The following is a 13,798-nucleotide window of genomic DNA, read 5'->3' as shown; positions in this document are numbered from 1 at the left end:
CTGATTCAGATAGGGGAAATGGAAGATGGGCTTCTTCAGCATCAAAAAATTGCCGCATGCCGGCATACCAATCGAAGTACAACGAAAACAATGGTTACAGCAATTCTTAAAGGCCTTCTTAGTCGTCTTCTTCTCATATATGGCGATGTATCTCATCCGAAACAACTTCAAGGCGGCGCAACCGCTCTTGAAGGACGAGCTCGGTTTCACGACGACGGAACTTGGTTATATCGGCTTCGCCTTCTCGATTACATACGGAATCGGGAAAACGTTGCTCGGCTACTTCGTTGACGGGAAAAATACGAAACGTGTCATCTCGTTCTTATTGATTCTCTCGTCCTTGATCGTCACGGCGATGGGACTCTTGATGAGTGCCGGTGGAAGTCCGGTTGGTCTCTTGATGGTCCTTTGGGGACTCAGTGGGTTCTTCCAATCGGTCGGGGGACCATCGTCATATTCGACGATCGCCCGCTGGACACCGTTTGAAAAACGTGGGCGTTACCTTGGCTTCTGGAACGTCTCGCATAACATCGGTGGAGCGATTGCCGGTGGTCTCGCACTGTGGGGGGCAAACGTCTTCTTCAACGGAAGTGTCGTCGGGATGTTCATCTTCCCAGCTGCGATCGCGCTCGTCATCGGAATCGTCGGTCTGTTCATCGGGAAGGATGATCCGGAAGAACTCGGGTGGAATCGGAGTGAAGAAATCTTCGAAGAACCGATCGAACCGGAAAACATCGCTGCTGAAAGTATGACGAAATGGCAAATCTTCAAAACGTACGTCATCTCGAACCCATGGATCTGGACGCTCTGTATCGCGAACGTCTTCGTCTATATCGTCAGGATCGGGATTGATAACTGGGCACCGCTCTATGTCACGGAACACTTGCACTTCAGCACGGAGAGTGCTGTCAACACGATCTTCTTCTTTGAGATTGGTGCGTTGTGCGGCAGTATGATTTGGGGATATGTATCCGACTTGCTCAAAGGACGTCGAGCGCTTGTCGCAGCGATTTGTCTCTTGCTGACGGCAGTCGCGGTCCTCGGTTATCGTTACGGGACGAGTGAACTTATGATTTACGCGTCACTATTTGCGCTCGGTGCGCTCATCTACGGACCACAGCTCTTGATCGGTGTCTCGGTCATCAGCTTCGCACCAAAACAAGCGACGACGGTCACGAACGGGATGGTCGGTACGTTCGGTTACTTGTTCGGTGATTCAATCGCAAAAGTCGGTCTAGCGAAAATCGCTGATCCGGAAACGAACGGTCTAACAATTGGTTCGGTCACCTTGCACGGCTGGAGCGACACATTCATAATCTTCAATGCGGCATTATTATTCGGTTTGATCGCCCTTGCGATCGTTGCCGTCGTCGAGGAGAAAAAGATTCGTCGCCTCGGATTGCTAGAGCGTCAAGCGGATAAGTTAAGTTCGTAACAGACACGAGCACCCTCGCCTTATTTAGGAGAGGGTGCCCTTTTTTAATGAGACAAATAAGCAAGCAGAAAACCTTCTTCCAGTTTAACGTGACGAATCGAACGGTAACGGGCATGACGGAAAGGGAAATAGAAGGAAAGATCAACGGTCAGGAGTCGGTTTGCGTAATGCAGATAGGGTGGGCGAATGAGGTAGGTTTCATTAAAGGACTCGGTATCTTGAGGACAGACATTAAAGACTTCGAACGTGATGGTACGTTTATCGACGGATCGCATTTGGAGGGTCAACTCGACCGGTAAGTCGCGTTCTAAACCATAACGGGTCAACGGTACAGCGGCTTGAAGGTGAAGGTGCGTCGGTCGAATCGTGATGCAGATATCTGTCAGTTCTGGAATTTCCTTTGTTAGAATGCTTGCTAAGTCATACTCATCCATACTCGTTGCCAGGGTAAAACGACGAAAGGTTTCGATGATATGGCGGCCTAGTTTCATAAAATGGACTCCTCTCTTGTTATTCTTAACCTTAGTATAAAGGATTATAAACCTAATTATTCCATATTATTTTTCGTTAAAGTAAATTAATTCCTTTAGATTAGAGGTTCTTTTAAAACAATATGATTTACGCATGTTTTTGTATCGTTCAGGGAACTTTTAACATGTCGACCTATCGTGTTTTCCGAAAGGAGTTTTATGATGTCTTACTTATCCGGATTTCCGTCATCTTACTGGAAGCAAAGTACACCTGCCACTTCTTATCCCCCTTTGAATCAAGATGCGAAGCATGATGTCGTCATCATCGGGGCTGGTATTGCTGGGCTCGTCACGGCCATGCAACTGATTGAACGGGGGTATGATGTCGCTGTGATCGAAGCAGGTGACGTCGCTGCTGGTACGACGGGTTATACGACGGCGAAAGTTTCCTCGCAGCACGGTTTGATTTACGACACGTTAATCAAAACGGTCGGTGAAGAATCGGCGCGACTGTATTATGAAGCAAATGAAGAAGCCATCACGTTTTTACGTCATCAGGTGGAACGACTCGATATTGCTTGCGAACTTGAAACGCAGGACGCGTATCTCTACGCTGCGACATCAAAAGAGCAAGCGATGGAACGAGAAGTAAAAGCCTATGAACGATTGGGATTGAACGGTGGCGAAGCGACGCAAGAAGTTCGGGATAAGTTGCCGTACGATGTCAAACGTGCTGTCGTCTTGCGCGATCAAGCGCAGTTCCATCCCGTCAAATATCTTCAAGGACTTGCGCAACAAATCGTTCATCAAGGTGGGAAATTGTATGAACAGACACGTGCCGTATCGCTCGAATCGAACCGGACGCCGACAGTCATCCTAGAGAACGGTCACCGGATTGAGGCAAAAAAAATTGTCATCGCGACCCATTTTCCGTTTCATGACTTCAAAGGCTTGTACTTCTCAAAACTTGAAGTCCAGCGGTCTTATATCGTGTCAGGTCATGTCGATGAGACGTTTCCGGACGGGATGTTTATGAGTGCCGATCAACCGAGTCGTTCTCTGCGTCACACACGGACTGAAGACGGTCGTCTGCTTGGACTGTTTGGAGGCGAGAATCATCTATCTGGTCACGAGACAGAGACGATGCAGCGGTATCAGCATCTTGCGGATTTTGCAAAGCATGAATTTCACGTCGAATCGTTCGGACAGTTCTGGTCAGCACAAGACTTGATCACGCTCGACAAAATACCTTACATCGGACAGATGACGCCAAATGATCCGAACGTGTTCGTCGCGACCGGTTTTGCGAAGTGGGGGATGACGAATGGTATCGCGGCCGGACTGTTACTCAGCGACTTATTGACGGGAACACCCAACCGTTTTCGACATCTGTTCGATCCGAATCGTTCGAAGCTAAAAACAAAGGATGCGACGCAGTTCGTCAAGAACAATGCGGACGTCGCGATCGAACTGGTCAAAGGAAAGCTGACGAAAGCGCGTCGCAGTGCCGACGAGTTACAACCGGACGAAGGTGGACTCGTCACGCATCACGGGAAAACGGTCGGTGGTTACCGGGATCCGGAAGGAAAGCTTCATCTCGTCTCGACGACCTGTACCCACATGGGGTGTGATACGAAATGGAATGAGGCGGAACGGTCGTGGGATTGTCCGTGTCATGGTTCACGATTCGGTCCAACAGGAGAGGTGCTAGAAGGACCAGCCGTCAACCCACTCAAATCGATCGAGTAAGCAGAGACGCTTGTCTCTGCTTTTTTAATTTTAAAAATAAACCGTGGACGATTTATGATATGTGATATAATTACCTGGTAACAAAAATATTTTAGCGCTAAACAATTAGAGTGCCGCTTTTGAATCGTGTTGTAGAGGCACCGTCACGACCACCGCTCACTGGTTTCATACTTTAGTTTCACTATTTTACTTAGCGTCGTGAACGCTGAAACAACCCGAGGAGGAAGCACCACTATGAGTAAAGAAAAGATTGCCCAGCTGCGCAAACATGTATCGCCGTTTGAGAAGGCGGACATTAAAGCCAGCGTCCGGCAGATGATCAACACGATTCTGCCATTTCTCGTCCTATGGTTTCTGGCATATGAGGCCCTGAAACTATCTGTGTTTCTCGCGATCCCGTTGGCGATCCTCGCTGCAGGATTCGTCGTCCGGATGTTCATCATCTTCCATGATTGTACCCATGGATCATTCTTCAAAAATAAGAAGGCGAACGCTATCGTCGGAACGATCACTGGGATTTTGACGTTATTCCCGTATGAGAAATGGAAACGGGAGCACTCGATCCACCACGCATCAAGTGGGAATCTCGATAAGCGCGGTGTCGGTGACATCTGGGTCATGACGATTGAGGAGTATATCGAAGCATCACGCTTTACACGTCTCAAGTATCGTCTGTACCGGAATCCACTCGTCATGTTTGGTCTTGGACCACTCTTGTTGATTCTTGTCTCGAGCCGCTTCAACCGGAAGGATGCTCGGAAAAAAGAACGAATCAACACACATGTCATCAATGCGTCGCTCGTCGTCTTATACGGTATCCTGATCTACTTCATCGGCTGGCAAGCCTTCCTGATCATCCAAGGCACGACGATGTTCACAGCAGGTGTCCTCGGAATCTGGTTATTCTACGTCCAGCATACGTTCGAAGATTCGTACTTTGAGGATGAGAGCGAATGGGATTACGTCAAGGCAGCAATTGAAGGTAGTTCGTATTACGAATTACCGAAGGTCTTACAATGGGTAACCGGAAACATTGGATTCCATCATGTTCACCATCTCAGTCCACGTGTCCCGAATTATCATCTTGAAAAAGCACATGTCTCGACGCCACCACTTCAGAAGGCGACGAAGATCGGTCTCTTCTCAAGTCTGAAATCGCTTCGGTATAAGCTATACGATGCGAAAAACAAAACGTTCGTGACGTTCCAAGATATCAAACACCTCTTACGCGAGCCGAAACCGTCATCGTTGTAAGCTTTTCACCTCATCCATATGGATGGGGTGTTTTTGTTGTATCAGTTGTAAAAGAGGGAATGAAGAGTAAATGAGAGCAGTGTATGTCCGTCTTTTGGCGTATGTTCACGATAAGCATCCATGGTAGGATGTACAAAGAGAAAGGAGCGTGCATGATGCGCCGTATACCCATTGCTGCTTATGTAGGAGGAGCCATCTTACTTTCCTTATTCGTTTTCAGTTCGATGACCTATCAGCAACAATCCTTGATTCCATTTTTGACACAACATATGCCGCTCGACTGGGTCTATGCGTTTTCGTTCGTGTCGTTCCATTATGAAGTTCCGATCAGCGTCGCGTCACTCGGACCTGCAGCCTTCCTTGAATTCTTCATTCGGAAAGGCATGCATGCCAGTCTGTTCTTCGTCCTCGGGGTCAGTCTCGTTCATTTTTTGCGCGGTCGAGGGTACGCAGCGTTACCAGCTGCTTTCTTTGCCTTCACGACAGCGATGACGATTGGTGTGTTGGATGAGTTCCATCAATTGTTGACGGGCGGACGTACACCACTCGTTGGAGACGTACTGATCGATGGTAGTGGTGCACTCGTCGGCATCGTCTTATACACTGTCATCCGTCTCTATTTGAAAGCCGATCGGATCGTTCGCGAACAAGAACAACAGCACGCATGAAAATAACCCATCGTCCCAATCCTAGGATTGAGGCGATGGGTTATTTTAGCGATTAGAACCGTTGTACCCACTCGATTTTGTACTGAGTGCGTCCGTATTCTCTTCTTAACATGTTGTCGGCTTTTTTTCGTGCTGTCGTATGATCGCCTGCTCGAACATTCAATCGATCCGTGTCGATGATCTCATCTCCGCGTAATACGTGATACTGGACGGTATAGTCCTTTTTCATGAAATTAAATAATCCCAAGTTCTTCACTCCCATATTCTTCTTCCTGTTAGTTATTATATGGGATTCCAAATTTTTCTGCAATATAAAAGAGTGACTATTGTACCACCTATCCATAAATAGTTAGTGGTTCGAATGACAGGTTGCTTTATTGTGTGAATTGTGTATAAATGCTGAAAAATCAACAAAAATCACTCTAAAATAGAATTTTAGAAATTTTATTACATAAATAATGAATATTCAGGAAAAAAAGTTACGTTATCAAGATATGTTTGAAAATATAAGTTGTCTGAATATTCTTTTGGTATGTCAGGAAAGGATTCCCTTGGAACTTTGATGGAATAACCGTTAAGATAAGAAGGGATAAAAAAATACAATGAACCAAACGATAAATGAAGGAGATGACGTATGGAGCAGGAGACGAATGAACGAATCGATCCCGCACAACGGATCAGGAAAGCAGTGACACGAAAAGAGACCGCTTATTTCAGTTTGTTATTAGGCGTCGCTATTTTGACAGTGGGTGGCATCATCGGCTTAGTATTTGAAACAGGCGAGAGCGGTATTTATGCTATGTTCGCGCTAGTGATCCTGCTGTTATTACTCTGGTTACGTCAATGGCGACGAGTATCGCGGATTCGAAGTGAAGGGGTTCGCTTGAGTGCGAAGCAGTTCCCGGAGTTATTCGAGCAAATCGGCATGCATACAGAACAATTGCAGCTGTGGCGGATTCCAGAAATCTATTTCCAGAACGATGTGAAACGACCATATGTCATCGGATTATTTCAAAAATATTTGATCGTCCTTCCGACGTCATATTTGGAATTGACAGAGGTACGACGGTTCCAGTTACTGCTTGAACTTGCACGCATTAAACGAAATCATCAAGAAAAGCAGGTGTTGCTTTGGATCGGAAGCTGGGTTCCATTTTTACGTCCGGCTTACACGCGGGCATGCGAACGGACTCGTTATCAGATGGTTCTACCGCTTGTATCCAACCAGTGTGCCCGGCAAGCGATCTTTGAGGATATTCTCGGACCAACACTTCTTGCGACGACGGATATCGTTTCCTATACAGCGGAGAAGCGTCAGCAACGGACGTTTTCTGTCTTATTGTATGAGAAGCTACAGACCAATCTATCCATGCTGGAACGGCTTCGCTTGACGGGTGAACCGCTCGATCAACCCCGTCCTTTCCTACGTTATAGTCAAGGAATCATCATCACGCTTAGTGTTCTGACGGTCATGTTCTTCGTCAGTGCAGGGGCAGGGATCTTGCTCAACGAAGCGGGAACGCAAACGGCAGCCAGTAACGACGCGTCGACGACAAAAACAAACGATCAGGATTTAAATGAGACGGAATTAATGGCAGCGATTCAAAAAGGAAAGCTTGAAGATATCCATCGCTTGATCCCGGAAAGTGATATGAAAGCAGTCGATGCAGATGGGGATACAGCACTGCATTATCTCGGTTACCGGAAGTCGAGCAAGGGGCTTGAATCGATCTTCAAGGAACTGCTAGAAGCAGGGAGTGATGTCGATGCCGTCAATGACTTTGGCGAGCGACCATTCATTACAGCTGTCTTCAGCAATAACGATGAACTCGTCGATCTGTATTTGAAACGAGGCGAGAAAATCAACCAACAAGATGACGATCAGTTCACGCCGCTTCATCATGCTGTCGAGGGTGAGGGGAAACAGACAGTCAAGCTATTGCTCGAGCGCGGTGCCGACCCGTCGATCAAAAATGCGGATGGCTTCACGCCGCTGATGATGGCACAGGAGTATGAACTCGATGAAATCATTGATCTGTTGAAACAGCACTCCGCGCAAACGTTATAAAACAACAACCGCAGGCTCTCTCGAATGGATCGAGAAGACCTGCGGTTGTGTGTTGTATTGAATTAGTTTGGTAATTTTGATGTGTCGACGATACGACCTTCGATGTTGTAATTGACTTCGCCGAGTGATTTCGTGAAATCACGTAGGTTTTCCCAGTCAGAGAGACCGAGGTCCGTGACACGGCCTTCTTCATAAGCCGTCGCGAACGGTGTGAGACCATCGCCGCCTTTAGCCGTGAAGGCATTCGTTGCGAGAACATAAGTCTTCGCTGGATCAATAAGATCGTACGTGTCACCATTTTTGACTTCGATCTTCGTGACGCGCTCTCCAGCTGTTTTCGTGCTGTCGTATTCGAACTTCATACCCGAGACGTGGAGGAAACCACCGTTTTCTTTTGGCGCAACCCCAACACTGATTTCAAGAAGATTCTTGATTTCTTCACCGGTCATCTTCGCTGTCGCGAGCGTGTTACCGAATGGAAGCGTCGTTAAGACTTCACCGACAGTAAGTGGTCCGGCATCGATGGCAGCACGGATCCCTCCACCGTTTTGCATCGCGATGACTGTGTCCTTATTGTATTCTTTAGCTTTTTTGAGCATACCATCCGTGATCAAGTTTCCAAGAGCCGTTTCACTGTTGCGGACACTGATTTCGCCGCGTGGGTTTGGAAGGGCATTAACAATATTCGCACCGACTTCTTCGTTTTTCAACTCAGCGATTTGATCCGCATATGGCTTAAGGATTTCAGCCGCACGCACATCTTCTTTTGCTGTAGAAACATCAATCAATGAACCGTTATACTCAGTCAATTTTCCTTTGTAGTCGAACGTCAAATCAAGATTTCCGAGGAAATCACCGTATTGGTAGGCTTGAGCGATGATTGTCGGTTCTGCTTTGCCTGGAACGACTGTCTCATCAACGACGACCGGTTTTTCAAGTTTCGTGTGCGAGTGACCGCCGACGATAACATCAATCCCGTCAACATTACGTGCAAGCAATTGATCGTTATCGATTGCTTCATTGTCATCAAAACCGATGTGTGTTAACGCAACGATTTTATTGACGCCACGATCTTCAAGCTTTTTGACAGCAGCTTTAGCACTATCAATATAGTTTGCAAACGCAACCGTACCTGGGCTTGCGATATCTTTCGTCTCTTCTGTCGTCAGACCGAAGAAACCGATTTTTTGACCTTTGTATTCCTTGATGATGCCTTGATAAATCTTGCCGCGCTCCGGTCCTGCAGTGATTGTTTTCTTTTGTAGACCATTGAACGACTTATTTTTGCTGAAATCGACGTTCGCCGTGATGAACGGGAATTTTGCAGCCGTGACGAAATTTTTCAAAGCGATGTTATTGTCAGTATCCCCAAGATCGAACTCGTGGTTACCGAATGTCATCATGTCGTATTTCATGTAGTTCATCAGTTCAAGATCTGCTTGACCGAGGAACTTGTTGAAGTAGAGTGTTCCAGAGAAGACGTCACCTGCATCTAAGAGAAGCGATGGTTTACCTTCTGCACGGTAAGCTGCGCGAAGTTCTTTGATGACTGTCGCACGTTTTGGTGTCTTATCGAGGTTCGCGTGCGTATCGTTCGTGTGCATCAAACCGATCGAGAAGTCATCCGTGTTGACGTCGAGAACTGTGATTTTTGCTTTTAATGTAATTGTCTTTCCGAGACGTGTATAACTTGCGACCGCATATTTCACACCCGCTTCGCTCGTATCGACCTTCGACCAACGGACTGGTTTGTCATAGATACGACCTGTCGCGTAGAGAACAGCCAATGTTTTTGGCAATTCTGGCTTTTGATCAACGTAAATCGTTTGATCCGCGACTTTCTCGACGAACTTCACTGCATAGTTCTGGATGTAGATCTTGACTTCGATTGGATTCTTTTTCTTACCGTATGTGCCTTTGACCGTTTGGTAACGGTTGAACGCATGGCGATCGTAAGATTTCCATGTGATCTTCTCACCTTTATATGTAGCAGGGAGTTTGACCGGAGCACCTTTCGTGAAGACGAGTGACTTGAGTTTGACCGTTTTGACTTTGACATGCGTTGCAGCCGAAACTGTCGTTTGGGCAACCGGCACGATTGCCGATGTCGTCAGGGCGACAGCCACAGCTGCCGCGTAAAGCGGTTTTGATTTGTACATACGTAAAAATCCTCCTTCAAGAGTGGGGTATGAATGCAAGGTCGAGCTGCGATCGTTGACCTCTTCTTCTACTATAAAGGGTTCGGAAAGCTTCGTGGGATGAACCTTTTGTAAATAACGTAAATTCTTAGGTCCGACAACATGACAACCCACGGGAGTCGTTCGTTCAATGTGATTTAAATCCGAACGTTCGCTTTCTCGATTAAATGGTAACGCTTTCATTATATCTTGTCTCGAATAAAAATGAAACGAAAGAATATGAACAATCGTTAAACATTCCCATTAAATGTCGATTTTTTAGTGGTCCAAAATTGCTAAATATTGTATGATGTCAATATACAAGCAGTTCGGATGAAAAGGGGCAACGCTGGATGAATGATAAGATTCGAGGAGGCGTTCTTGTCGGTATTATTTGTGTGATTACGGTTCTCCTCGTATGGGGACTCGCTTCTCCACCGACGACGATCGAATTTCCACATTTTAATCATGCGTAAAGGAAACAAACTAGGAGATGACCGGTGGTATACCCGCCGGTTTTTTCGTGTCTGAAAAACTACAGTTTGGTGTCGGTTCGTCCAATACATTGACACGCTTTTTCCCGATGGCTAGAATTGATTAAGTGTATACAGGAAGTATTGCTTCTATCATGCACGAGTAAGCGAAGAAGGAGGCGAGTCAAGTCAGAATCGACCGGGCAAGGTCCCGTTCACGCGGAGGGAGCGTTCGTTTGAGCAATCGCGGACGGCATCCGTCTTTTTTGAGTGGAATCAACGAATATGAAAATAAAATACATGTATCATGAATCGGAAGGAACTTACACTTATGCTGAAAGAAATGAGAAGTATCATCCGGGAACAGGTCGATAATTTCCCCCTGATTCGCCGGTTGGCGCGATATGAAATCAAATCAGCGCATGCAGAGCAGCGCCTTGGTCTTTTATGGGAGCTCCTCAATCCGGGTCTCCAAATCTTCATCTACTGGTTCGTCTTCGGAGTCGGTCTGCGCGGAAATAAAGACGTCGACGGAAACATTCCATTCATCGTCTGGCTCCTTTGCGGGATCGTCGTCTGGTTCTTCATCAACGATGCGTTGCTTCGGGGGTCGAATTCGATCAACAGCCGTCTCGCGATGGTAACGAAGATGCGTTTCCCGATGAGTGCGATTCCATCGTATGTCATCTTGTCACGGATGTATCAACATTTTGCGATGCTTGCCATCGTCATCGTCGTCATCATTGCAAACGGCATCCCGATCACGTGGAAACTGCTTCAATTGCCGTATTATATGATTGCCACATACATTTTCGTCTATGCCTTTTCGCTTTGTTTTTCAACGCTTGTCACACTCGTCAAGGACATCCAGCTCTTCTTACAATCAATGATGCGGATGCTCTTTTATATGACACCGATTCTTTGGAACATCGAGCGGTTCCCGGACGTCTTACATGGGGTCCTCCGCTTGAATCCAGTCTACTATCTCGTCGAGGGATACCGGGCGAGCTTGCTCGGCGGACATTGGGTCTGGCAAGAATGGCCAACGGGTCTGTACTTCTGGAGTATCACGCTCCTCTTATTCTCAGCCGGAACGTTCTTGCACATCAAGTTCCGTAAATCATTCACTGAGCTCGTTTAAGGGAAGGAAATCGCCATGTCTATGATTAAACTCGACCATGTCACGAAACGCTTCGACATGGTCACGACTACGAAAGAAAAATTCAAGCTCTTGTTCAAGAATCAAAGCAAGAGCGTTAAAACATTTACAGCTTTACGCGATATCTCACTTGAGATCGGAAAAGGAGAAGTCGTCGGTCTCGTCGGAATCAACGGTTCGGGTAAATCGACGCTCTCGAACCTGATTTCAGGGATCATCTACGCGAACGAAGGAAACGTCGCGATCAACGGAGAAGTCGCGATCATCGCCGTATCCCAAGGATTGAAGAACGTGCTGACAGGACGCGAGAACATTCGCTTGAAATGTCTTCTGCTCGGGATGGACGACGCGGAAATCGAACGTCGGATGCCTGGAATCATCGATTTCGCCGATATCGGTGACTTCATCGATCAGCCAATCAAGAAATACTCGAGTGGGATGAAGTCACGACTTGGCTTCGCAATCGCCGTCAATGTCGATGCCGACATCTTGATCGTCGATGAAGCATTATCGGTTGGTGACCAAACCTTCTATAACCGTTGTATCGATAAGATGAACGAATTCAAGGACGAAGGCAAGACGATCATCTTCGTCAGTCACTCGCTCTCACAAATCAAGAGTTTCTGTGAGCGTGTCGTCTGGCTCGAATACGGTCAAGTTCGACTCGACGGGACGACGAAGGATGTCTTACCGGAATATAAGAAGTTCCTCGCAGAATATAAGAAATGGTCAAAAGAGGAACAACACCAGTACCGTCGCGATCGCTTGAAGGAACAAGCAGCGAATGCGCGGTCCGGAAAAGAAAACGTCGATGCTGACGTCAACGTAAAACATCCTGGCTGGATTTTATCTGGTCTCGGATTACTCGCGATTGCGGCAGGTAGTTTGATGGTCATTGACGAGACACCGTCTTTGACGAATCTTAGCGACGCAATCATGAAGTTCTTCTAACGTTTTACCAGATGCCTCTGTGCATCTGGTTTTTTTGTGCCCAAAGAGTAGGAATCCTGAAACGGAGTGGAGAAAACTAGTAAGTGAGAGAAGAAATATCGGAAGAGTATGCGAATTCATCAAAAAAAACGGAGTCGAGGACTCCGCTTTCATCAGGTTTGTGAGCGATCCATATACGTTTTGACGCGTGGTGCTTCATATGTGGAGAAACGTTCTAAGAGACGATCCGGATCCGACTCGACGATCAGCATCGCTCGGTGTTCGGGAATCAAGAATCCTTGACGTTCCATCGTGTCGAACAGGGCAATCAAGGGGTCATAGTACCCGTCAATGTTGAGCACACCACAAGGTTTTTCATGCAGACCAAGTTGGGCCCACGTGAAGACTTCGAAAAACTCTTCCATCGTTCCGGGTCCGCCAGGAAGAATAATGAAGCCATCGGCCAGCTCTGACATCTTTGCTTTCCGCTCGTGCATCGAGTGGACGAGATGCAATTCAGTCAGTCCCGGGTGTGATAATTCCTTTTCTTGTAGAAAGCGGGGAAGGACACCGATCGCTTGACCTTGAGCTGCAAGCGTAGCATCCGCAACAGCTCCCATCGTTCCAACGCGGGAACCGCCGTATACGAGTCCGATGTCGCGTGCGGCGAGCGCTTGACCAAGTGTGCCCGCTGCCTCGCGAAAGACGGGATGCGCGCCATCTTTAGAACCACAAAACACTGCAAGTCTATTCATGAACAGAACCTCCTTTGTTAGTGTCACCATAGCATATTCGGTGATCGGACGGCAGGGGAGACCAGGAAGGAGATCGGTATGCGACCACGTACGATCGTTTGGCTCGTCCTAATTATCGCAGCAATCAATTTGGGACTTGGGATATGGATGCCGGATACGTCGACTCGGACAACAATTAGTTCGATACTACTAGGTGTGATTCTCATACTCGGTATATTTTATGTCATCGCGTTACGACAATCATCAAAATAAAGAGAGCTGGTTCGACTCGTATGAGTTGGACTAGCTCTCTTTTTGTCTGTTACGAAATTTTATCATAGTTAAATATTCAGAAAAATCTATTTTCATACACAAATTCTACATATTGATGGATGATTTGTAAGAAAAACTCATTTTTAGGGACATATGACCCGAGCCAAAAGTAATAGAAAATGAAAAAAATGTGTAAAATACCATAATTATTCGTATTCGAATATTCAGAGGGGGTCTAAGGTTATATGATGTTGTTACGAAGCCATACGAAAAATAATAGGAGGTTATTTAAATGAACTTGAAAAACAAAGTTGCTTTAGGATTAGGAGCACTCCTGTTTAGTATGGGAGTTGCAAATTTAAATCAAGCGGATCATTTTCAGCAGGTAGCAAAAACAGAACTGCCTTA

At 46.6% G+C, this 13,798-nt stretch carries 13 protein-coding genes; 9 read left to right on the top strand and 4 right to left on the bottom strand.

Features of this window, described 5'->3' with window-relative positions:
- Window positions 1–25 precede the first annotated feature (25 nt).
- Window positions 26–1,435: a hexose-6-phosphate:phosphate antiporter gene (uhpT, locus tag B2U10_RS14580; RefSeq protein WP_290788540.1), complete on the top strand. Its 1,410-nt coding sequence runs from the start codon at window positions 26–28 to the stop codon at window positions 1,433–1,435.
- A gap of 44 nt (window positions 1,436–1,479) precedes the next feature.
- Here the strand turns inward: uhpT and B2U10_RS14575 are convergent, their stop codons facing one another.
- Window positions 1,480–1,926, bottom strand: coding sequence for a hypothetical protein (locus B2U10_RS14575; protein ID WP_290788537.1), 447 nt, complete (start codon window positions 1,924–1,926; stop codon window positions 1,480–1,482).
- A gap of 201 nt (window positions 1,927–2,127) precedes the next feature.
- Between B2U10_RS14575 and B2U10_RS14570 the strand changes: the two genes are divergently transcribed.
- The 3 genes from B2U10_RS14570 to B2U10_RS14560 all read left to right on the top strand — a co-directional run bounded on the left by B2U10_RS14570 (window position 2,128) and on the right by B2U10_RS14560 (window position 5,576).
- Window positions 2,128–3,654 (top strand): FAD-dependent oxidoreductase, encoded by a 1,527-nt coding sequence (locus B2U10_RS14570; RefSeq protein ID WP_290788534.1) that lies wholly within the window; start codon window positions 2,128–2,130, stop codon window positions 3,652–3,654.
- A 234-nt stretch (window positions 3,655–3,888) separates the two neighbouring features.
- Window positions 3,889–4,908, top strand: a complete 1,020-nt coding sequence (locus B2U10_RS14565; protein WP_035410452.1) for a fatty acid desaturase — start codon at window positions 3,889–3,891, stop codon at window positions 4,906–4,908.
- Window positions 4,909–5,063: 155 nt separating this feature from the next.
- Window positions 5,064–5,576 carry a VanZ family protein gene (locus tag B2U10_RS14560; protein ID WP_035410449.1) on the top strand — a complete coding sequence of 171 codons (513 nt, stop codon included), beginning with the start codon at window positions 5,064–5,066 and terminating at the stop codon, window positions 5,574–5,576.
- 52 nt (window positions 5,577–5,628) lie between these two features.
- Here the strand turns inward: B2U10_RS14560 and B2U10_RS14555 are convergent, their stop codons facing one another.
- Window positions 5,629–5,823, bottom strand: a complete 195-nt coding sequence (locus B2U10_RS14555) for a hypothetical protein (RefSeq protein ID WP_290774616.1) — start codon at window positions 5,821–5,823, stop codon at window positions 5,629–5,631.
- A 387-nt stretch (window positions 5,824–6,210) separates the two neighbouring features.
- Between B2U10_RS14555 and B2U10_RS14550 the strand changes: the two genes are divergently transcribed.
- Window positions 6,211–7,644, top strand: a complete 1,434-nt coding sequence (locus tag B2U10_RS14550; protein WP_290788531.1) for an ankyrin repeat domain-containing protein — start codon at window positions 6,211–6,213, stop codon at window positions 7,642–7,644.
- A 62-nt stretch (window positions 7,645–7,706) separates the two neighbouring features.
- On the opposite strand, the gene B2U10_RS14545 is transcribed toward B2U10_RS14550, so the two are convergent.
- Window positions 7,707–9,803: a 5'-nucleotidase C-terminal domain-containing protein gene (locus B2U10_RS14545; protein WP_290788528.1), complete on the bottom strand. Its 2,097-nt coding sequence runs from the start codon at window positions 9,801–9,803 to the stop codon at window positions 7,707–7,709.
- Between the two features lie 371 nt (window positions 9,804–10,174).
- On the opposite strand from B2U10_RS14545, the gene B2U10_RS14540 reads away from it, so the two are divergent.
- From B2U10_RS14540 to B2U10_RS14530, 3 genes are all read left to right on the top strand, one after another.
- Window positions 10,175–10,297: a hypothetical protein gene (locus B2U10_RS14540; RefSeq protein WP_255344369.1), complete on the top strand. Its 123-nt coding sequence runs from the start codon at window positions 10,175–10,177 to the stop codon at window positions 10,295–10,297.
- 328 nt (window positions 10,298–10,625) lie between these two features.
- A complete protein-coding gene (locus B2U10_RS14535) occupies window positions 10,626–11,435 on the top strand; it encodes an ABC transporter permease (protein WP_035410437.1) in 810 nt (269 codons plus the stop codon).
- Window positions 11,436–11,450: 15 nt separating this feature from the next.
- Window positions 11,451–12,404 (top strand): ABC transporter ATP-binding protein, encoded by a 954-nt coding sequence (locus tag B2U10_RS14530; RefSeq protein ID WP_035410435.1) that lies wholly within the window; start codon window positions 11,451–11,453, stop codon window positions 12,402–12,404.
- Between the two features lie 152 nt (window positions 12,405–12,556).
- Here the strand turns inward: B2U10_RS14530 and B2U10_RS14525 are convergent, their stop codons facing one another.
- The gene (locus tag B2U10_RS14525) at window positions 12,557–13,138 is read right to left on the bottom strand and encodes a TIGR00730 family Rossman fold protein (RefSeq protein ID WP_290788523.1); all 582 of its coding nucleotides are present in this window, start codon (window positions 13,136–13,138) and stop codon (window positions 12,557–12,559) included.
- A gap of 78 nt (window positions 13,139–13,216) precedes the next feature.
- Between B2U10_RS14525 and B2U10_RS14520 the strand changes: the two genes are divergently transcribed.
- Entirely contained in the window at window positions 13,217–13,390 is a 174-nt protein-coding gene (locus tag B2U10_RS14520; RefSeq protein ID WP_200934380.1) for a hypothetical protein, read from the top strand.
- Window positions 13,391–13,798: the final 408 nt, after the last annotated feature.

The organism is Exiguobacterium sp. UBA7533, assembly GCF_002479335.1.
Classification (GTDB): Bacteria; Bacillota; Bacilli; order Exiguobacteriales; family Exiguobacteriaceae; genus Exiguobacterium_A.
The sequence above is the reverse complement of the archived record's forward strand: the minus strand, read 5'-3'. Positions and strand labels throughout refer to the sequence as shown.